At 46.6% G+C, this 21663-nt stretch carries 20 protein-coding genes; 18 read left to right on the plus strand and 2 right to left on the minus strand.

Going from position 1 to position 21663, the window contains the following annotated elements; genetic code table 11:
- Positions 1-59: 59 nt before the first annotated feature.
- The 5 genes from DW915_RS06595 to DW915_RS06615 all read left to right on the plus strand — a co-directional run bounded on the left by DW915_RS06595 (position 60) and on the right by DW915_RS06615 (position 5379).
- Positions 60-761, plus strand: a complete 702-nt coding sequence (locus tag DW915_RS06595; protein WP_022461971.1) for an ATP-binding protein — start codon at positions 60-62, stop codon at positions 759-761.
- Positions 762-879: 118 nt separating this feature from the next.
- On the plus strand, positions 880-1446 hold the full coding sequence (locus DW915_RS06600) for a hypothetical protein (RefSeq protein ID WP_022461970.1): 567 nt from the start codon (positions 880-882) through the stop codon (positions 1444-1446).
- Between the two features lie 256 nt (positions 1447-1702).
- The gene (locus DW915_RS06605; protein ID WP_243033800.1) at positions 1703-2611 is read left to right on the plus strand and encodes an ROK family protein; all 909 of its coding nucleotides are present in this window, start codon (positions 1703-1705) and stop codon (positions 2609-2611) included.
- A 68-nt stretch (positions 2612-2679) separates the two neighbouring features.
- Positions 2680-3396: a GntR family transcriptional regulator gene (locus DW915_RS06610; protein WP_022461968.1), complete on the plus strand. Its 717-nt coding sequence runs from the start codon at positions 2680-2682 to the stop codon at positions 3394-3396.
- A 189-nt stretch (positions 3397-3585) separates the two neighbouring features.
- Entirely contained in the window at positions 3586-5379 is a 1794-nt protein-coding gene (locus DW915_RS06615) for a class I mannose-6-phosphate isomerase (RefSeq protein ID WP_022461967.1), read from the plus strand.
- Between the two features lie 137 nt (positions 5380-5516).
- On the opposite strand, the gene DW915_RS06620 is transcribed toward DW915_RS06615, so the two are convergent.
- Positions 5517-6359, minus strand: coding sequence for an AraC family transcriptional regulator (locus tag DW915_RS06620; RefSeq protein ID WP_022461966.1), 843 nt, complete (start codon positions 6357-6359; stop codon positions 5517-5519).
- Between the two features lie 130 nt (positions 6360-6489).
- On the opposite strand from DW915_RS06620, the gene DW915_RS06625 reads away from it, so the two are divergent.
- The 9 genes from DW915_RS06625 (at position 6490) to DW915_RS06665 (ending at position 18155) form a co-directional block, all read left to right on the plus strand.
- The gene (locus DW915_RS06625) at positions 6490-8886 is read left to right on the plus strand and encodes a hypothetical protein (RefSeq protein WP_118741826.1); all 2397 of its coding nucleotides are present in this window, start codon (positions 6490-6492) and stop codon (positions 8884-8886) included.
- Positions 8887-8894: 8 nt separating this feature from the next.
- Positions 8895-9539 (plus strand): nicotinamide riboside transporter PnuC, encoded by a 645-nt coding sequence (gene pnuC / locus DW915_RS06630; RefSeq protein ID WP_022461964.1) that lies wholly within the window; start codon positions 8895-8897, stop codon positions 9537-9539.
- Positions 9540-9852: 313 nt separating this feature from the next.
- Positions 9853-10860, plus strand: coding sequence for a LacI family DNA-binding transcriptional regulator (locus tag DW915_RS06635; protein ID WP_118741827.1), 1008 nt, complete (start codon positions 9853-9855; stop codon positions 10858-10860).
- A gap of 103 nt (positions 10861-10963) precedes the next feature.
- Positions 10964-11851, plus strand: coding sequence for an ABC transporter permease (locus DW915_RS06640; RefSeq protein ID WP_055226883.1), 888 nt, complete (start codon positions 10964-10966; stop codon positions 11849-11851).
- Positions 11852-11863: 12 nt separating this feature from the next.
- Positions 11864-12796 (plus strand): carbohydrate ABC transporter permease, encoded by a 933-nt coding sequence (locus tag DW915_RS06645; RefSeq protein ID WP_118741828.1) that lies wholly within the window; start codon positions 11864-11866, stop codon positions 12794-12796.
- A 95-nt stretch (positions 12797-12891) separates the two neighbouring features.
- A complete protein-coding gene (locus DW915_RS06650) occupies positions 12892-14343 on the plus strand; it encodes an ABC transporter substrate-binding protein (RefSeq protein WP_055219079.1) in 1452 nt (483 codons plus the stop codon).
- Between the two features lie 111 nt (positions 14344-14454).
- Positions 14455-15744, plus strand: a complete 1290-nt coding sequence (locus DW915_RS06655) for a glycoside hydrolase family 125 protein (protein ID WP_055219311.1) — start codon at positions 14455-14457, stop codon at positions 15742-15744.
- Between the two features lie 395 nt (positions 15745-16139).
- Positions 16140-16658, plus strand: coding sequence for a VanZ family protein (locus tag DW915_RS06660; RefSeq protein WP_055226594.1), 519 nt, complete (start codon positions 16140-16142; stop codon positions 16656-16658).
- Positions 16659-16820: 162 nt separating this feature from the next.
- A complete protein-coding gene (locus DW915_RS06665) occupies positions 16821-18155 on the plus strand; it encodes a carboxylesterase/lipase family protein (protein ID WP_022461957.1) in 1335 nt (444 codons plus the stop codon).
- Between the two features lie 162 nt (positions 18156-18317).
- On the opposite strand, the gene DW915_RS06670 is transcribed toward DW915_RS06665, so the two are convergent.
- Positions 18318-18578, minus strand: coding sequence for a DUF1292 domain-containing protein (locus DW915_RS06670; RefSeq protein WP_022461956.1), 261 nt, complete (start codon positions 18576-18578; stop codon positions 18318-18320).
- A gap of 207 nt (positions 18579-18785) precedes the next feature.
- Between DW915_RS06670 and DW915_RS06675 the strand changes: the two genes are divergently transcribed.
- Genes DW915_RS06675 through ybaK form a run of 4 tightly spaced genes read left to right on the plus strand, consistent with a single transcriptional unit; the run spans position 18786 to position 21535 of the window.
- The gene (locus DW915_RS06675) at positions 18786-19607 is read left to right on the plus strand and encodes an alpha/beta hydrolase (protein ID WP_022461955.1); all 822 of its coding nucleotides are present in this window, start codon (positions 18786-18788) and stop codon (positions 19605-19607) included.
- Positions 19608-19633: 26 nt separating this feature from the next.
- The gene (locus DW915_RS06680; RefSeq protein ID WP_022461954.1) at positions 19634-20161 is read left to right on the plus strand and encodes a cysteine hydrolase family protein; all 528 of its coding nucleotides are present in this window, start codon (positions 19634-19636) and stop codon (positions 20159-20161) included.
- 19 nt (positions 20162-20180) lie between these two features.
- Positions 20181-21053: an alanyl-tRNA editing protein gene (locus DW915_RS06685; RefSeq protein WP_022461953.1), complete on the plus strand. Its 873-nt coding sequence runs from the start codon at positions 20181-20183 to the stop codon at positions 21051-21053.
- Entirely contained in the window at positions 21053-21535 is a 483-nt protein-coding gene (ybaK, locus tag DW915_RS06690) for a Cys-tRNA(Pro) deacylase (RefSeq protein ID WP_022461952.1), read from the plus strand. The genes DW915_RS06685 and ybaK overlap by 1 nt, the downstream gene beginning before the upstream one ends.
- Positions 21536-21663: the final 128 nt, after the last annotated feature.

Raw genomic sequence — 21663 nt, forward strand, 5'->3', positions numbered from 1 at the left:
TATCATGGTTGAGAAACAAACAGGTATTGAGAAACAAAGAGAAAAAAGGAGATTCAGCGATGATTCGAAAAATTGTTCAGATAGAGGAAGACAGATGTACAGGATGCGGGCTTTGTGCGCATGCCTGTCATGAAAGTGCGATTGCGATGGTTGACGGGAAGGCAAAGCTGATCCGGGATGACTACTGCGACGGATTCGGTGACTGCCTGCCGGTCTGTCCGGCAGATGCGATTTCGTTTGTGGAGCGGGAGGCGCTGCCGTATGATGAGGAGGCGGTAAAAGAGAACCAGCGGAAGGCAAAAGAGGCGGCCGGACAGGAGAATACCGGAGCAGGAAAAGCAGGTGAAAACAGCTGGGCGATTGACCGTGCAGATGCGCAGGAAAATTCTGCAGCAGTTCCGTCCCGGCTCCGCCAGTGGCCGGTGCAGATCAAGCTTGTGCAGGAGCGGGCTTCGATGTTTGCAGGAGCAGATCTTCTCATTGCGGCAGATTGTACAGCGTATGCTTATGGAAACTTCCACCAGGATTTCATTCGAAATCATGTCGTTCTCGTAGGCTGTACAAAACTTGACGATGTCGATTATTCCGAGAAACTTGCGCGGATTTTCATGCGGAATGATATTAAGAGTATTACGGTTGCACGCATGGAGGTTCCGTGCTGCGCAGGGATGGAGCGTGCCGTGAAGATGGCACTGAAAGAGAGTGGAAAGAAGATTCCGGTGAAAACCGTGGTGATTTCTACGGAGGGGGAAATTTTGTAGAAAATCAGATATAGTAATTAGCGTGTGCCCTTAAAAGTATTTTTACAATTGGTACATTCTGCTTTGTGGAATATGTAAGACGAAAAAAATGAAAAGCTCGGTAAGAGGTATTAGAAAAATGAGTATGACGAAGATACAAAAGGAGCTTCTTGGTGCGCTGATCGGTCTGGCCCGGTCGGTCGATGGAAGAGGAGAAGCAGCAAAAGGTGAATCGCAGGAGTTTTCCAGCGGTGACAGCAATGGTCACCGCCCGGACAAAGCCACGCATGAGATTCTGCTTGGCGGAATTTGTGCGGCAAATCCGGAAAAAGAGCTGAGGGAAGAAGATGGGAAATCCTGGATTGTACGCGTGGAGGCAGAAAAGAATCGTTTGAATCCGGATTGCGCAGTGTGCAAAGGAAAATGCGGCAGAACAGATAACTATGATCTCGAAGAAATGGAGACAGATGAACCGTCGGACCGGGCACGAAAAGAGCAGATTCTTGCGGAATTGTTTCCGATGGCAGAAAAACTGCAGCAGCTTCGGAAAGAAACAAAAGAGCAAAACAAAGAATTGCAGGGGGCGGTTAATTTTTTATATAAAGCATTGTTTGCGATTGGAAACTATGTCGGGGAAAAGAGTCTGCAGAGTGTGGTGCAGGAGATGAATACCCTTTTTGTTGAATTGGAAAATGTATTGAAATAAGTAGAAAATAAGAAAAATCCTCTGTCCGGAGTGTATAAAAAACCCCGGAAACAGGGGATTTTTTGCGTTCTGCGCCAAGTGCATAAAACGTATTATCGCGTTTTCACAAAGTTTTGCAAAAGCAGACAAAATTGCAGACAGGCGCTTGCAACAGAAAAATGAATAGGTTATAACATTATAACAAGATGGCAGGGAGAGCCAATACAAAGAAATGAGATTCTATTGGCATATAAACAGAAAAAATACAGGGGAAAAGATGAAAAGGGACGGAAGCGGGATGGAGCAGAAAAAATATATCCTTCTGGATGTTGGCGGAACGGAAATCAAAGGAAGTGTGTCGGACGGAAATGGAGTAAGAATGAGAATCCGGAAATTTCCAGCACAGGCGCAGAAGAGCACAGAGAAGATTCTGGACAATTTTGCAAAGATCTGCCGGGAACTGATGAGAGAAGCAGACGGAAGTGTTGTCGGAGTTGGGATGGCGATTCCGGGTCCGTTTGATTATGAAAATGGAATCAGCCGGATGCAGGGACTGAATAAGTACGATGCCATTTACGGGATTCCACTGGAAAGAGAAATCAAGGCGCGCGTGCCGGAACTTGGATCAGCACGATTTTTGTTTTTACATGACATTGAAGCATTTGCACTGGGAGAAAGCTGGTACGGAAACTGTCGTGATGCGGATAAAATTCTGTGCGTCTGCATCGGAACCGGCGCCGGGTCGGCTTTTGTAGAAAACGGGAAAACGGTGAAAACAGGAAAAGGTGTGCCGGAAAATGGATGGATTTATCAACAGCCGTTTGGAGATTCCATTTTGGACGATTATCTTTCTGTGCGCGGGCTGGAGCAGATTAGCCTGGCTGTGACAGGAAAAGTGTGGAGTGGAAAAGAATTGTATGGTCTGGTAAAAGCGGGAAACATGGAGGCAGAAGAAGTCTGGAGAAGATTTGGAGCAGATGTGGCGGCTGGCCTTCTTCCTGTGCTGGAGGAATATCAGCCGGATCTGCTGCTTCTGGGCGGACAGATTGCAAAAAGTTTTTCCTGGTTTGGAAAAGAACTGGAAAGAGAGTGCGAGAAAAGAAAGATTCGGATTCAGATAGAAACGGAAACATCCGGCCGTGCCATGGAAGGCCTGTTGTCACAGTTTTCTGAAAAAACACAATAGAGCAAAAATATTTTCAGAAACAAAAATACAATGCTATGGAGAGAAAAGAAGAAGGAGAAACTGCAAAAATGGATAGAAATCCGGGAGCACCGCCGCTGTATGCGCAGCTGGAACAGATTCTGAAACAGCAGATCGAATGCGGCACGTACAAAAAAGGAGATTTTCTGCCAACAGAAAAAGAGCTGATGGAAAAGTACGAGCTTTCGCGTGTGACAGTACGCCAGGCGATGACGAATCTGGTACAGAGCGGTTACGCCCGTGCACGGCGCGGCATCGGAACAGATGTTGTCTACGAGAAAGTCGAAGAGCAGATGGAAGGTGTCATCAGTTTCACGGAAGAAATGAAAAAGCATCATATCGAAATGCAGACAACATACTGCAAGATGGAACTGATCAGTCCCGGGGAAACGGTAGCAAGAAGTCTGCAGATTCCATTGACGGAGCCATGTTATTGCCTGAAACGTGTGAGGAATGCTGTGGGAAAACCCATGGTCTATACCATTACGTATCTGAAAAAAATCTGCGAACTGCCAACAGAGCCGGAGCCATACATGGAATCGCTGTATCAGTATCTGCGGGAGGAACATGGAATCTATATTGAATCCGGCCGGGATACGCTTGAGGCGGCACTTCCATCGGAAGAGGTGCAGAAAGCACTGAAAATTGATGCGCAGATGCCTATTTTTATCCGGACGCGGCAGACATTTCGGAAGGGCGGCGAGGTTTTTGAATATTCGATCTGCTATTATCCGGGAAATCGTTATAAATATACAGTGGAATTGTAAAAACATGACACATAAAAAAGATAAAACCGGACAGACAACGGGCTGGAAATGTGTAAGTGAATCAGGCAGTGAAAGAAAATTGCAAAATCCGCCAGATGCGAAAGCGTTGAAATAAAGATGATGGGGCTGATCGGCGCAGGAAACAACTCAATGGATGGAAGAGAAATTAAGAAAAGGAAAAGAATCCAAATGAATTTAAAAAGGAAATATGGAAACTACGAGTTACATCCCAAAATGAAAATCACAGGATACGAAAATGAAATCTGGGATGAAAAAAAGGAGATCATCGAAGAATTAAAACGGGCGGTTCAGGAAAAACAGAAAGAAAAGAAAACATGTATTCTTTCCTTTGATCTGTATCCGGGTGTACGAAAAGAAGAAATGATGGAACTGGCAAATGCGCTGCAGCCGGACCGGATTTTTGATATCGAAGACTGCGCCAAAGACGAAGAAACGTTGTTAAGAGAATTTAACGATTACATCACCGATGACCGTGTTTTCGGTATCATGTGTCATAAAACCATAGATACCTGGTTTGAAAGCGAAAAGCTGAAAACCATGAAAAAAACAATTGAGACAGAATATGTGTCAGAATGTGTGGAAGAAAAAGATACAAACGGTGGTCTGATCGTGATCATTGGTACAGCGACAGAGCTTCTGACCGAGGCAGATGTTCTTGTTTATTGTGATCTGACCCGCTGGGAAATTCAGCTCCGCTACCGGAGCGGCATGCCAAACTGGCACAGTACCAATTATAATGATCCGATCCTGACGAAATATAAACGGGGATTTTTCATTGAATGGCGTCTGGCGGACCGCTATAAAAAAGAGCGGTATGAAAAATTCACGTATCTTCTGGATACAGAGACAGAAAATGCACCGGTTCTTACAACGGGAAATGCCTTCCGAGGCGCACTGCAGCAGCTTGCCGGACAGCCATTTCGTATGGAGCCGTATTTTGATCCCGGCGTATGGGGCGGTCAGTGGATGAAGGAAAACTTTGGTCTTGATGCATCGAAGGAAAACTTCGCGTGGAGCTTTGACGGAGTTCCGGAGGAAAACAGCCTGAATCTGGAAATCGGAGGAAAGACGTTAAAAGTTCCGGCCCAGGATCTCGTTCTGTATGCACCGCACGAGCTGCTCGGCGAGCGCGTCCATGGCCGGTTTGGTGCAGAATTTCCGATCCGTTTTGATCTGCTGGACACGATGGGTGGTCAGAATCTTTCCCTGCAGGTGCATCCGCTGACCGAATATATTTATGAAAAATTCGGCATGCCATATACGCAGGATGAGAGCTACTATCTTCTGGATGCCGATGAAGACGAGGAAACGTATGTCTACCTCGGTCTCAAAGAAGGCGTGGATAAAAAAGAGATGGAGCGGGAACTCCGTGCAGCAGAAAAAGGAGAAGAACGTTTCCCAGTGGAAAAATATGTCAACAAAATCCCGGTCAAAAAACACGATCATGTGCTGATTCCGGCGGGAACGGTGCACTGCTCCGGAAAAAACACGATGGTGCTGGAGATCAGTGCGACACCGTATATCTTTACCTTCAAACTATGGGATTGGGGCCGCCTTGGCATGGATGGACTGCCGCGTCCGATCCACCTCGACCACGGTATGAAAAATATTCAGTGGAACCGTGATACCAAATGGGTGTACGACAATATCGTCGGCCAGACCAGAACGATGGAAAAAACAGAAAACTGTGAAGTAGAGCGCACCGGACTGCACAGCCGCGAATTTATCGACACAATCCGCTATACACTTTCCGGGCCGCACACCGTCTCGATGGATGACACGGTTCATGTGATGAATCTCGTGGAGGGACGAAGTGCCCGTATCGAGAGCATGGATGGTAGCTTTGCAGCGTTCACGGTACATTATGCAGAAACCGCCATCGTTCCGGCAGCGGTCGGAACATACCGGATTGTACCGGAAGAGGGCGAAATGATTAGAATGCTGGTAGCATCAGTGCGATAAGGGAAAAGTGATAAAAACTTATGGTAGCTGCATGGAAAAAAGAACGTAGAATTTTATATATTTCAGGAAGAATAATGTATGTTATTGGAGATTCTCCTGTGCTAAACTCTTTTTGCACAGGAGAACAGAAGAATATTTTAAGAATCCAAACAAGAGCACAGATATAAACGGCGGTAGGAAGATGGCGCCATTCCGGTTTGTTTTTTGAAAAAATTTGAAAAATAAAACTGGTTATCAAAACCGAGGGTATCTGCAATCTTGGAAATGGGCAGATCTGTAGAAGTTAAAAGCAGCGTTGCAGTTTCCGTTTTTTTCTGCAGAATAAACTGTCCAGGAGAAATTCCCATGTGGGTTTGAAATAGTTTTGTAAAGTAACTGGAATGATAGCCGGCCACTTCTGCCATCTGTTGTACGGTAATCTGCTCATGCAGATGTGTTTCAACATAGGAAATTGCACTGGAAAGTGGAGAGTCAAAGGATTGTGGAATGAAAGAGACACTTCCAGGCGGGCAGCATTCAAAATAATAGCAGAGCAGATGAAAGACAGCCTGTTTGGCCTTCAGAGCGGAAGAAATATCCGTCTGCTTACAGGATTGAATAATGTCCTGAAAAATTCGCTGTGCTTTTTGCGGGTCTTTCGCATCAACACAAAGAGGAAACTGAACCAGCTGAAAGAGATCCGTTTGCTGACAGGTAATCTCAAAATGGCAAAAATAGGTGCGATAGGGATTTTGAACATCTGTAAAAAAAGATTGATGCGTACAGGCTGGGAGCAGATATAACTGACCTGCGTGAGGATGCAATACTGTCTGGTCGACCTGTACTGTGCCTTCCCCTTGCATTACCAGCTGAAAGCTGGAAAAAGGAGGACGAGAGGAATCGCATTTCCAGGATTCATCGCAAATAATCAGATTAGCACGTTCGAGAATGACAGTTGCCTCCCGGAGGCGATTTTTAATAAGTAATTCGTTTTCATTCATAAGTCGTTTCCACCTACACATTCTTCTGTGAATATAGTAATTTTAAAAACAAATCATTGATAAATGAATGATATGGCATTACTGCAAGAACAATTGTTAGCATTCTAGCATAAAAAGGAGAAAATAGCAAATGACACACAAAATCAGAGAAGTCTACATCGTACATCATTCCCACACTGACGTGGGTTACACCGATCTGCAGGAACAGGTTATTTATAACCAGGCAAACAACATCCGCCGGGCGGTCGAACTGATTGAAAATGGAATCAAAAACAACACACCCCAGAAAGATCTGAAATGGAACTGTGAGACATGGTACTGCGTGGAGCAGTTTTTCAAAATGGCAACGGAGGAAGAAAAAGAAAAGTTTTTCGATCTGGTAAAAAAAGGAAACATTGGTCTGTCTGCCAATTATCTGAACTTCAATGATCTTGCCGACTGCAAATATCTGAAAGAAAAAATCCATACGATGCAGGAAATCTGCGGCGAGCAGGGAATTCAGATCAAAACAGCCATGATTGCAGATATCAACGGCATCTCTATGGGACAGCGCGATGCCATGATCGAAAACGGGGTAGAATTTTTATATACCAACATTCATACGCATCACGGGATGTATCCACTGTATCAGAACCAGAAACCGTATTTCTGGGAAAATGAGGATGGAAAGCGTCTGATGGTATGGAATGGCGAGCATTATAATCTTGGAAATGCCCTCGGCATCGTCCTGAATAAAAATGTTAACTTTATGACAGAAAATTACTTCGGCAAAAAGAATGGCGATGTGGCAGGACTTCTGGAAAATCTGCACACGAATCTCTCTGCAAGCATAAAGGAATATGAAGAAAACGGTTATCCGTACGATTTCTATATCACCAGTGTTTCCGGCGTTTTTTCGGACAATGCGCCGATCAACCCGGCCATTGCAGATACGGTTGAGCTGTTTAATGAAAAATATGGCGAAGAAGTCACCATGCATATGGTAACTTTGCAGGAACTGTATGAACGGATCCGGGACAAAGTGCAGGATGCACCGGTGTATCGGGGTGCCATCAATGACTGGTGGGGCAATGGAGTTGGAAGTACACCATATGCGGTAAAACATTACAAAGAGGCCGTACGTCTGAACCGTATCTGCGACCGTCTGGAAGAAAAAACAGGGGTACATAACGAAGAGCTGATCCAGGCTTATGGCGACAATTCTCTTTTGTATGCAGAGCACACCTGGGGTCATTCTGCTACTGTAACGAATCCGTACGATACCATGGTGACCAATCTGGATATGCGGAAAACCAGTTATGCGTCCAAAGCACACGAGGCAGCAGCCATGCGTAAAAATGAACAGTGCCATAAACTGGGTGATATCCTGCGGTATTACAATCTGTCCGGCAAAGTGAAAGCTGTTTCCACAAGCCATGCAAAGAGAATTTTCCCGGTAGAATTTTACGTTGAGACCATGAGTCTTCCGGCCGTGAAAGTAACCGATGACAAAACAAAACAGGAGATGGAGGTGCAGCTGTCTGCTCATCCACGCGGAGTCCTGGTAAGTTTTCTGGCAGAATTTGAGCCAATGGAAGAAAAAACGTTCACGTACGAAGAGCAGCCGGCTCCGTCCCAGACCCTGTTCACCAGAACTGCCTGGGTAGGCGCAGAGCGGGTACGCGATATTGTGAATACGTACGATCCGGAAAGTTACAAACTGCCTTACGGTCTGGAAAACGATTTCTTTCAGATCAAATGGAAAGTCGGAGAGGGCATTACCTCCTTCTACAATAAAAAAGCAGAGATTGAAATGTGCAAATCCGGTCTGGAAACGTTCTTTACGCCGGTTTATGAACGCACCGAAATCCGGAAAGGCGTTTATGAGGAGCGCCGTCTGATCGGAAGAAATATCCGCGGACTTCACGCAGAGCAGTATCAGGGTGACCTTACGGATGTGAAAATTCTGGATCACGGACCGGTGTTTACCAAAGTAGAACTGATCTTTACCCTGGAGGGAACTTATCACAGCAGTGTTGTGATCAAAATGTACCGTCATCTTCCGAAAATTGAGTTTTCTTACCGGGTGGCAAAAACATTAAGCGAGGATATCGAAAGCCTGTATCTGCCATTATCATTAAATCTTCCGGATGCGGAAGTGATGATCCAGAACGGAGGTGTTACCATGCGCCCTGGTATTGACCAGCTTCCTGGCACCAATATGGAATATTATATTGCGGATGAAGGCCTCGTTTACCGGACAAAAGATCAGACGATTCTGGTTAATACTTTTGACACACCGTTACTTTACATGGGGGAGATGGAATCCCATCCAATCCTTCTGTGCGATAACAAAGAGGAGAATAATAAACGGTCGGTTTACAGCTGGATTATGAATAACACATGGGAAACAAACTTCAAGATGGACCTGTCCGGATTCAGTGAGTTCCGTTATGGAGTGGAGATTGTGGAGCAGGAAACCGCAGAGAAAGATATGGAAAGTCTGTCGGACAATGACAAGGGTGTTGTTACCTTTATTTGCGCATAACTGAAAATATGGAAAAGAAAAAATATATTGTTCTGCTGCTGCAGATTGCAGCAGTCGCTGCAGCCGGGGTGATTGGCGGGGACACGCTGTTTGCCCTGGTAACAGCACTGATCGGCATTACGTTTAATTTTATGGTGTCTATGAATTTTGCACCGGGATTTCTGTTTGGTTTTGTCTATGCGGTCTGCAATGGTATTCTGGCATGGCAGACCAAGGTATATGCGACCTTTGTATTTATGATTTTTATGCAGGCTCCGATGGCTCTTTACAGTTTTTGGAAATGGAGAGGGGAGAAGAAACAGACGGAAACCATCATGCGGAAGATGAACCGCAGGGAGCTGAGTGTTACGGTCCTCGGAGCGATGGTACTGTTTGGAATTATAGCGGCTGTCCTTTCCCGGGTAAATGGAACGCTGGATATCAATGTTTTCTTTGACACCTTCTTTTTTGTCTGCAGTGCGATTGCCTGTATCGGACTGGCGGCCTGTTATAAAAATGCCTATATTGTTAATCTTGGTTCCGGGATTGGCGGAACAATTTTATGGGTGTTTAAAGCAGTAACAATGGGAACAGGGATATCGGTAGCCGTCTTTTTTCTGGCGGTGGCAATCAATGCGGCTATGGCTATCCGGCAGCAGTATGGAAGAGAATAGAAAAGTGAGAGACAGCGGGGAGTATGACAATTAGATGAAAAAGTTAGACTTTCCGCTGCTTTTTTCGTTAAAAATGCAAACAGGAGAAAAAGTGCTGTGTTAATATTAAAATATTAAGTGACTTAACATAAAAACACAGATTTTCTGCCAAAAAACCAAAAGAAACAGAAGAATGCTCCTCGATCTATACAAATTTAAACGGAAAAATAAGAATTTTAATATACAAAATAACGAAAAGACTATTGACAATCTTTTTGAAGAATGCTAACATATAATCACAAGTTAAGAAACAAATAGAGAGGCTGTTGGTAACATGGCAGAGAGAAAATCAGTATCCATGCAAGACCTGGCAGATAAGCTGGGCATCAGTAAAGTAACAGTTTCCAAGGCGCTCAACGGAAAAGACGGCGTGGGAGAAGAACTGAAAGAAAAAATTTTTGCACTTGCGAGAGAATCCGGTTATGTCCTTCCGGACTACGGAAAACGGAAGAGCAAAAAAGTCGGTATCATCATGAGTCCGCGGTTCAGCTCCGGAGACGAAGGAAAATTTTATATGGCAATGTACGAGCGGATCATCTACGAGCTGCAGAGAGCATCCTGCTCGAGTATCATGATTTCTCCGACAACAGCAACACTTCCGTCGGACATGAACACGATACAGACCAGAGGACTGTTCGACGGCCTGATCTTTCTTGGGATTCTCGATAAGGGTGTCCGGGAGCAGATTGCACAGATTGATCTGCCGAAGGTTTACGTAGATATCTACGATCAGACCCACAAATCCGATTCCGTCATCACCGAGAATATTTACAGCTCCTATGAGCTGACCAATTACCTGATCCAGCAGGGGCACACAGACATCGGATTTGTCGGAACCGTAGGAAGTACAACCAGTATTTCCGACCGATATCTCGGATATCTGCGGAGAATGCTGGAGGAGGGGATTTCCCCGAAAAATGAGTGGAGAATCCCGGACCGGAGCGAGGAAGGCATTGCCATTCCGCTTTTGCTGCCGGAGAAGCTTCCCACCGCATTTGTCTGTAACTGCGATGCCACCGCATTCAAATTAGTGCAGACGTTAAAAGAGCGTGGAATCCGCGTGCCGGAGGATATTTCCGTGACCGGTTTTGATGATTCCATCTATGCACAGCTGTGCAGTCCGCCGCTCACCACGGTTGCGGTTGACACCGATGCGATTGCACGTCTTGCGGCAAAGCGTATGATCAAACATATGAATGAACCGCAGAAAAAGGGCGGCGAGGTATACCGCATCCCCGGAAAGATTATTTACCGGGATTCCGTTTGTAAGATAAACGGATAAAGTGATAAGCCCGAGCGATCGGGAGAAGGAGGAAAAAATCTTGAGTAAACCAAGCAAAAAGAAAAAAGGACGCTGGACCAAGAATGACACGGAGCTGACCGTCATGGCGCTGCCGACCACCATCTGGTACATTCTGTTCTGCTTCCTGCCGATGTTCGGTCTGATCATTGCATTCAAGAACTACAAAATCACAGGCGGAAAGAGCTTCATTTACAACCTGTTCCACAGTGACTGGGCCGGATTTAAAAACTTTTCGTTCCTGATCAGATCCAATGATCTGTTCGTCATTCTGCGAAACACAATCCTGTATAATCTGGCATTTATCGCCCTGGGTATGGTGTTTTCCGTAGGACTGGCTATCATGATCAGTCTGCTTCACAACAAAAGAGCATCGAAGGTATATCAGACCATGATGTTCTTCCCGTACTTCATGTCATGGGTTGTAGCTTCCTACTTCCTGGATGCATTCCTGAACCAGGATAACGGTCTGATCAACAGCATTCTGAGAAACGCAGGCAAGGAGCCGATTCAGTGGTACATGAGTGCCGGTGTATGGCCATTTATCCTGATCTTCATGTATCTGTGGAAATCCACCGGATACAACATGGTCATTTACCTGTCCAGTATTTCCGGTATTGATACAACACTGTATGAGGCAGCCGTTATGGACGGCGCCAACAAAAGACAGCAGGTATGGCATATCACCCTGCCGTGCTTAAAGAGCGTCATTATCATGATGTTCATCCTGAATGTCGGAAAGGTCTTTTACTCCGACTTCGGACTGTTCTTCCAGCTTTCCCAGGGAGCGAGCGGTTCGATTTTCAAAACGACAGCAACTATCGACACATACGTATACAACGCACTGCAGTCTTCTACTCCGATCGGAATGACTTCTGCGGCAACATTCTTCCAGTCTGTTGCATGCTGCATCACCATCCTTCTTGCCAACGCCATTGTGAAGAAGATTGATGAAGACAGCGCGATTATTTAAGGAGGTACAAAAATGGCAAAAAAGAAAAAAGATCTTGATCTGGCTTCCTCTTCACATTTAAATCAGATCCAGGGATCTACAAATGCAATTTTCAATGTTATTTTTGCGATCCTCGCCCTGGCCTGCATTATCCCGGTGGTATTCATCTTCATGATCTCAATTTCTTCTGAGCATTCGATCAAGATGAACGGCTACCAGTTTATCCCGAGTGCATACTCGCTGGATTCCTACAAATTCCTTCTTCGGGAAGGACAGATGATTGTGACTGCACTTGGCGTTTCCGTTGCGGTAACGGTTATCGGTACGGTAATCGGTGTTGCCCTTACGATGCTGATGGGTTACGTTCTTTCCAGAAGCACCTACAAACTGAGCGGATTCTTCACCATGGTCGTTTTCATTCCCATGATCTTCAATGGTGGTATGATTTCTTCTTATGTAGTCAACACACAGTTCCTGAACCTGAAAAACAGTATCTGGGCGCTGATCCTTCCGCTTTGTGTTTCTTCGTTTAACGTTGTTATCTGTAAAACGTTCTTCAAGACCAACATTCCGGAATCCATCATTGAGTCGGCACAGATCGACGGAGCAACCCAGTTCCAGATTTTCGGAAAGATCGCCCTGCCGCTGTCAAAACCGCTGATGGCAACGATCGCTCTGTTCCTCACCTTCGGTTACTGGAACGACTGGTTCCAGTCTTCCCTGTACATCAGCGATACCAAGCTGTATTCCCTGCAGGCTCTGCTGGATCACGTACAGAGAAATATTGAGATGATGGCAAACAACCCGTCTCTTGGCGTTACCACGGCACAGTACATGAACTCGATGCCAAAAGAGGGCGCCCGTATGGCGATGGCAATCATCATCATCATCCCGATCGCATGCTGCTATCCGTTCTTCCAGAAATACTTCATTTCCGGTCTGACGGTCGGTGCGGTAAAAGGCTGATCGACCATTTACCTTTATGGATCTCATACTGAAGCAAAAGGCTTCGGTTAAGGATAATTTCAACATTCTATATTTTATATCAGGAGGATGCTACAATGAAAAAGAAACAGTTTTTAGCTCTTGCACTTTCTGCTGTTATGGCCGGTGGCATGCTGGCAGGCTGCGGAAGCAGCAACGGAAGCAGCAGCTCTTCAAAGAGTGATGCAAAAGATGAAGTTGTTACACTGAAATGGATTCAGGTTGGTAACGGAATGCCGAAGGATTATGATGAGTGGCTTGCACAGATCAACCCATATCTGGAGGAGAAAATCGGCGTTAATGTAGACATGGAGATCGTTCCGTGGGGCGACTGGGATAACAGAAGAAGCGTTATCACAAACTCCGGCGAGTACTTCGATATCCTGTTCACAGACCAGAACCGTTACTCTTCCGAGGTTAACACCGGCGCACTGATGGACATTACAGATCTGCTCAAAGACAACGCTTCCGAGCTGTATGACATGATTCCGGAAGATTACTGGAAAGCAGTAGAAGTAAATGGAAAAATCTACGGCGTACCGACCTACAAAGACAGCTCCCTTTCCGAGTACTTTGTATGGGATCAGGATATCGCAGATAAATATAACATTGATGTAAACTCTGTAACAGATTTCAATACTCTGTACGATGCTCTGAAGACAGTAAAAGAGGGCGAAGGCGGATCTCCGTACTTCATGTCCAAAAATGGTGCAAACTTCCTGCTGAACCTGAACTACGATGATTTAAGCTCCGGACTTCCGGCAATCGGCGTTAAATACGGCGATGACAGCAAGACCGTTGTCAATCCGCTGGATGACGAAGAAATCCTTTCCAACCTGGATATCGTTCGTAAAATGTATCAGGAGGGCATCATCAACGGAGACGCTCCGACAGCAGATGATTCCAGCAAATACGCAATGTTCTTTGCTGCACAGGGATGGAGCGGCGCTGCAAAAACAACATGGGGTCCGAACAATGGTATCGCCAATTGTTCAGCAGTACAGTATGGCAACACAGTCGTTTCCAACACAACTGTACGTGGTTCCATCAATGGTATTTACTCCGGATGCAAGCACCCGGACAAAGCACTTCAGCTTCTGAACCTGGTAAATACGGATTCCAAAGTACGTGACTGGTTCTACTATGGAGCAGAAGGAAAAGACTTCGAGTACACCGATGACAATAAGGTACACCGCCTGACCACTGACTGGGGTATGGCCGGATATACCCAGGGTACTTTCTTCAACGTAACTCAGACAGATGATGTTGACTTCAACCAGTGGGATGAAGTAGAAGAGCTGAACGAGAAAGCAACTCCGTCTGAGATGCTTGGATTCAACCTGGATACCTCCAACATCGAAACAGAGCTTGCAAACTGCCGTGCCGTATATGAGAAATACTATTCTGAGTTATTCACCGGCGCACAGGATCCGAGAGAGCTTGTAAAGACAATCGATGCAGAGCTTGAGACCGCAGGCTGGGAGACCATCCGCGAAGAAGCTCAGAAACAGATTGACGCACAGAAATAAGTCTGATACATTAATTTTATAAGAACTACAACAGGGCATTTTCGATTGCGGAGATGCCCTGTTGTAGAATAACGGGAAATGAGAAAAATTGAGCGAAAGGATGAAAAAAGAATGAAAGAGACCTTACCAAAGTCCATTCAGGAGCTGATTTTAAGCCTGAGAGAAAAACTGAAAGACGAGCCGGAAATCGTTGATATGTTTGAACGATGCTACTCCAATACCCTCGACACAACCGTAAAGAAAATGGAGGACGGCAGCACCTACGTCATCACCGGAGATATCCCGGCCATGTGGCTGCGTGACTCGGTAGCACAGCTGCGCCCGTACCTTGTTCCGGCGCAGAACGACCCGGAGCTGGCTGACCTGATCGCAGGCCTGATCCGCCGCCAGTTTATGTGCATCAACATTGATCCATACGCAAACGCATTCAACGAAGGACCGAACGGCAACTGCTGGGAGAAGGACGAGACCGATATGGGACCGTGGATCTGGGAGAGAAAGTATGAGATCGATTCTCTCTGCTATCCGCTGCAGTTCTCCTATCTGTTCTGGAAGAACACCGGAAGAACGGATCAGTTTGACGAGGTTTTCTGGGAAGGTGTTGACAAAATCCTGACTGTATTTGAGACTGAAATGAACCACGAGGAGAAATCCCCGTACAGCTTCATCCGTAAAAACTGCTCCTACACCGATACGCTTTCCCGCGATGGAAAAGGTGCGCAGGTAAAATCCGGCATCGGCCTGATCTGGTCCGGCTTCCGTCCAAGCGATGATTCCTGCCGTTACGGTTATCTGATTCCGTCCAACATGTTTGCGGTTGTCGTTCTGAATTATCTGAAGGAGATCGCAGATTTCGTCGGCGGAAAAGAGGAGATTGCGAAGAAAGCAGAAGAGATGGCAAAGACCGTAAAACAGGCCATTGAGACTTACGGTACCACCCATATCTGGGGACTTGGCGATGTTTATGCTTACGAGGTAGACGGCTTTGGCCAGTATAATCTGATGGACGATGCCAATGTACCGAGTCTTCTGGCTATGAGCTATCTCGGCTACGAGCCGGAAAGCCAGGAAGTGGCTGACAACACAAGAAAGCTGATCTTAAGCGAGGCAAACCCGTTCTATTATGCAGGAACGAAGCTTTCCGGTATCGGAAGCCCGCACACACCGGTCCGCTACGTATGGCACATCTCCAAAGCCATCGAGGGACTGACCGCACCGACAAAAGAGGAGAAACATCAGATGATCCACGAACTGATGGCAACCGACGGCGGTACAGGACTGATGCACGAGGGTGTTTTCGTAGATGATCCGACCGTTTACACCAGAGAGTGGTTCTCCTGGGCAAACGCAATGTTCTGTGAGCTGGTGATGCAGTATTGCGGATATGAGATTAAGAAATAAAGATGAAAAAATAAAGATGAAAAACACGAAAAGAGGAGGCTGTGCTCAGTGCACGGCCTCCTCTTTTACCTACACCACAGAAAACTGTCTGCGACAGCCTTCACTGAAAGGAGAGACAGCAGTGGGGAGAATACTGCTGTCCCAGGGGAATATGGGATTTTCATCCCGCTTCTTTTCTCTGCCCACGGGGTATTATACACAGTTTTTTGCGATATGTAAAAGATATAATTGATATGAAAGATATAATAAATTGGCATGATGAAGAAATGTAAAAGAATCTGAGCATCAGAAAATCTTAGGAAATCTATAGGGATTTCTTTGGAAAAGAAGAAGCGGAATCCTAAGAATGTTTTGGTAGAATCCTCTTATCAAGTGAAGATGAGAGAGGAAAGAACATGACCTGGAAAAACGAGAAAAAATCAAAAGCATTACTTGTGGTATTCGGCATTTACCTGGCGCTACTTGTCTGGTGCATTTTATTCAAATTCGCTCTGCGCCCGGAAGAAATTCCGCACCTGCGGGGGATTAATCTGATTCCGTATGCGGCGTCGGTTGTGGTGAACGGGAAAGTGCAGATTAGTGAAATTATCGAAAATATGCTGGTCTTTCTGCCGTTCGGCCTCTGCATCTCAGCCTTCTATCCGGACAGCGAAATCCAGAACCGCATTCTCCTTGCATCGGGACTGAGCCTGTTTTTTGAGGTGACGCAGTATATTTTTGCGATCGGCGCGAGTGATATTACGGATGTGATCGATAATACGCTTGGCGCGGTGATCGGAATTCTATTGTATCTGGGGATGAAAAAAATCTGGAAAGAGAAGACGGGAAAGATCATTACCATTCTGGGAGCGGTGCTGGAAGTGCTGTTTCTGGCGTTATTGTTTTTTACGTTTGCGGCGAATAGGATGTTTTAAGATTGGAATTCAGGAAAGGATAGTGTATAATCGAGAAAAGGACAAATTCCGAAAGCAGGTGTGATGGATGGAAAAAGTAATCAGTATAGGAAAACAGAATTTTGCATCCTTAAGGGAAAACCATTATCACAGTTATAAGAAATGGAAAGGGGATTTTTACTTATGGCAATTACAGAGACAAAAACAAAATATGGACAGGTTCATGGTGTGCAAAAAGACGGCTACACGGTATTCCGCGGCGTTCCGTACGCAAAGCCGCCGGTAGGCGAAAAACGATTCTGCCCGCCGGAAGAGCCGGCGTGCTGGGAGGGCGTTTATAAGGCGGATCATTTCGGATGCGTCTGCCCGCAGACCGAGCATGAGCCGGACTCCTTCTATGGAAAAGAATTTTATCTCGATCCGGAATTTGGTATGAACCAGAGTGAGGATTGTCTGTACTTAAACATCTGGACACCGGCAAATACAGTGGATGAAAAACTGCCGGTTGCTTTCTGGATTCACGGCGGCGCGTTTATGCACGGCTTCAGCCACGAATCCGAATTTGATGGAGCTGCTTACTGCGAACGCGGAGTGATTCTCGTTACGATCAATTACCGTCTCGGTGCTTTCGGATTTTTGGCACATCCGTGGCTGTCCGAGGAGAGCGGTGTCGGAAGAAGCGGAAACTACGCGATTCTCGACCAGATCGCAGCACTGAAATGGGTAAAAGAAAATATCGCAGCATTCGGCGGCGACCCGGAAAATATCACCGTATTCGGCCAGTCCGCGGGATGCATGAGCGTACAGACACTCATCAGTTCTCCGCTGACTGAAAACTGGATCAGCAAAGCCATTTTCCAGAGCGCCGGCGGCTACGACACCGGACTGAACCGCGATATGCCGCTTTCCGAGGCAGAAACCATCGGCCAGGAATTTGTAGAGCTTAGCGGAGCAAAATCGCTGGAAGAACTGCGTGCGATTCCGGCTGAGAAAATTGTGGAGCTGCAGGAGGAGTTTGGCCGCGTAAATCCATCGAGAATGCTGAGCTTCGTACCGAACATCGACAATCATCTGCTGACCTGCGGCTATAACGATGCCGTAACCGAAGGAAAAATCAAGGACATCCCATATATGCTCGGATCAACCGCAGACGACATCGGCGTGTTCCCGGAGATGAAAGAAAAAGGCGAGCACGGCGGCATCTATAAGGGATGCATCAACTGGAGCCTTGCGCTGGAAAAACTCGGAAGAAAACCGGCTTACGTTTACTACTTCACCCGTGCCCTGTTAGGTGACAACGCCGGAGCGTTCCATTCCTCCGAACTCTGGTACATGTTCGGAACCCTGGGCCGAAGCTGGCGCCCGAAAACCGAAGGCGACTATGCCCTCAGCAAAGAAATGATGGACGACTGGACCAATTTCATGAAAACCGGAAACCCGAACGCAGAGGGAAAAGACGACTGGAAACCATGCACAAAGGACGACCCGTATGTGCAGGTGCTGGATGTGAGAAAATAAGCAGAAGGAAATAAAAATGGCAATCGAATATCAAATACTTATCCCAGAGGAACTTGATGCAGTATAAACTGTAGATAGCAACTGGAAAGTCAGGAACACAAACAGAGCAGCATTTTACCGGCGTGTGAAAGGTAAAAATGCTGCTCTTTTTGCGTACCGGAATCAGTCGTCCAGATCGTTGCGCTCGCGGAAGATCTGATAAATGGTGTCGATCAGTTCATCGTCATCGAGGCCTTCGAACTCGGCTTCGTTGACATCAAGATTCTCGGAAATGATGCGCAGAATGTGTACCGGCTCATCGTCGCCGCCGTCGGCTGGGTAGAGAACGGCGTACTCATCCTCCTTGTATTCTACGATATCCAGAAGCTCAAAACGGACAGAATTTCCGTCCTGATCGGTAAGGACAATAAGATTGGAATCCATAATTGCAATATACTCCTTTATGTGTTATTTTTGCCGCTCAAAAACATGCAAATATAAATTTATTATACTATGAGCAATTGGATTTGAAAAGAAAAAAGTGTCTGGTGCGATACGCTTGATATTTTGCGCCGATACGGTATAATGACAACAGAGTAAAAACTGGCGGCTGTGGCCGTACCCGGAAAAATTGGAGGAAAGGAAGAACTTATGAATTATCAGGTATTAGATGTCAAAGTAAAAGATACAGAAGAAACTGCAAAATTATATACGTATTTTCTGGACAACTCGCGTGAGATTGCTCCGGAACGCGTGCGTCCGGTCATCGTGATCTGCCCGGGCGGCGGTTATGAATGGGTGTCCGAGCGTGAGGCAGAGCCGATTGCGCTGAAGTTTGTCGGAGCCGGTTACCACGCTGTTGTTCTGCATTACAGTGTTGCTCCGGCAGCTCACTATCCGACGGCACTCCGCCAGCTTGCCTGGACCGTTGCACATCTGCGGGAGCATGCGGCAGAATATCATATTGATCCGAACAAAGTAGTAGTAGCGGGATTTTCCGCAGGCGGCCATCTGGCAGCATCGTACGGTGTGTTCTGGAAAAAGAAAACATTCCTTGCAGAAGAACTTGGCGTAGACGCAGAGCAGCTTCGTCCGAACGGTCTGCTGTTATCCTACCCGGTTATCACATCCGGTCCGAAAGCGCACCGCGGATCCTTCACTAATCTGCTGGGAGACCGGTACGATGAGCTGGTAGACGAGATGTCTCTCGAGAATCAGGTCAGCCTCGATACGCCGAAGACCTTCCTGTGGCATACCGCGCCGGACGACTGCGTGCCGGTAGAAAACTCCATTCTGTTCTTTACAGCACTGCATGCACTGGAGATTCCGGTAGAAATGCATATTTATCCGGTCGGCGGCCACGGCCTTGGCCTTGCAAGCGAGGAGACACAGAGCTATGAATACCAGAACGCAGTACGCGAAGAGTGCCAGAGCTGGATTTCACTGGCACTGAGCTGGATGCAGCATTTATAAAAAATGTCCCAGAAGGGAGAACAAAGATGAAAGTATTAATTGTAGTAGATATGCAGAATGATTTTATCGACGGAAGTCTCGGCACGAAAGAGGCGGTCGGGATTGTTGACCGCGTTGCAGAGGTGATGGATTCGTTTGACGGAGCTGTTATCTGCACCAGAGATACCCATTTTGCGGATTATCTGGAAACGTCCGAGGGCAGAAAACTTCCGGTAGAGCATTGTATCGAAGGAACGAAGGGTCATGCACTGCAGGATACAATTCAGAAAATGGCGGAGAAAAAACAGGCCGTGGTGATGAATAAAATCACCTTCGGTGCAAAAAATCTGCCGGAGGAGATCGAAAAACTGGCAGGCGGCGTGCCGGAATCCATCGAACTCGTGGGACTCTGCACCGACATCTGCGTGATTTCCAATGCCATGCTGCTGAAAGCATTTTATCCGGAGGTGCCGATTTCGGTCGATGCATCCGCGTGCGCGGGCGTAACGCCGCAGAGTCATAAAAATGCATTGGAAGCTATGAAAATGTGCCAGATTGACATTGTAAACGAATAGACGGAAAAGAGGAAAAATTATGAGCACAACAAGATTATTTGATCAGGATGCGTACCTGGGTGAATTTGAGGCAACCGTAGAACGGAGCGTCTGCGAGGGCGGCATGTACCGCGTGCTGCTGGATCAGACCGCATTTTTCCCGGAGGGCGGCGGCCAGCCGGCAGATGAGGGAACACTGGATGGAATTTTTGTAACGGATGTACAGGAAATCGACGGCGAAATCTGGCATACCGTGGAAGCACCGCTCGAGCCGGGCAAAACGGTAGTTGGAAAACTTGACTTTGAAAAACGTTTTTCCAATATGCAGAATCACTGCGGAGAGCATATCGTGTCAGGTATCGTGCATCGGATTTACGGTTTCAACAACGTTGGATTCCATATGGGAAGTGATGTCATTACCGTTGATTTTGACGGCGTTCTGACCGAGGAGCAGCTCTACGATGTGGAGCAGGAGGCAAACGAAGCCGTGCTTCGAAATGTTCCGGTTACGATCAGTTATCCGTCAAAGGAAGAGCTGGAAACCATGGATTACCGGAGCAAAAAAGAGATCGAGGGCCAGGTGCGGATTGTGACGATCGAAGGCTACGACAGCTGTGCGTGCTGCGGAACCCACGTTGCAAAAACAGGGGAAATCCGTCTGATCAAAATCTTAAGTGCCCAGAAATACAAAGGCGGCGTCCGCGTGACCATGCTTTCCGGTGAAAAAGCGTATGCGGATTACTGCTTAAAACACATCAATACCCTCGGCATTGCACGTTTACTTTCTGTAAAACCGGAAGAAGCCGGGGATGCTGTCGTACGGCTGAAACAGAAAAATATTGAGATGAAAAAAGAAATCAAACAGCTCAAAAAAGAACTGTATGCACTGCAGGGAGCACCGGAGAGAAAATAATGGCAAAAGAAAAAGAAATCAAAACAAATGCAATGCGGATTCTGGACCGCCAGAAAATCAAATACGAAGTTCTTCAATATGAATGCGATGAATTTATCGACGGGCTTCACACAGCAGAGAAAACCGGCGCGCCGGTCGAGCAGTCGTTTAAAACGCTTGTGGCACAGGGAAAAAGCAAGCAGTATTATGTGCTGGTGCTTCCGATCGCAGAGGAAGTGGATCTGAAAAAAGCGGCGAAAGCGGTGGGGGAGAAATCCATCGAGATGATCCATGTCAAAGATATCACTGCAGTCAGCGGATACGTCCGCGGCGGATGCAGCCCGATCGGAATGAAAAAACAGTATCCGACCGTGATTCAGGAATGTGCGGCGAATTTTGACAAGGTTTACGTGAGCGGGGGAAGAATCGGAACCACGCTGTGCATGGCGCCGGAGGATCTGAAGAAGGTCAGCAGAGCGGAGTATGCGGATTTTATTCAGTAAAAACAGAAAAAACTGTATGGAAGCAGACCAGAACGAAGAAAAAAGTTCGGGTCTGTTTCTTTTTACTGTGATGCGGCTGGGGAATTTCTTTCAAAAAAAGATCATAAAATAATAGCCAAAAAGCAGCG

The sequence above is a fragment of the Blautia sp. AM42-2 genome (assembly GCF_003480245.1).
Lineage (GTDB): Bacteria > Bacillota > Clostridia > Lachnospirales > Lachnospiraceae > Fusicatenibacter > Fusicatenibacter saccharivorans.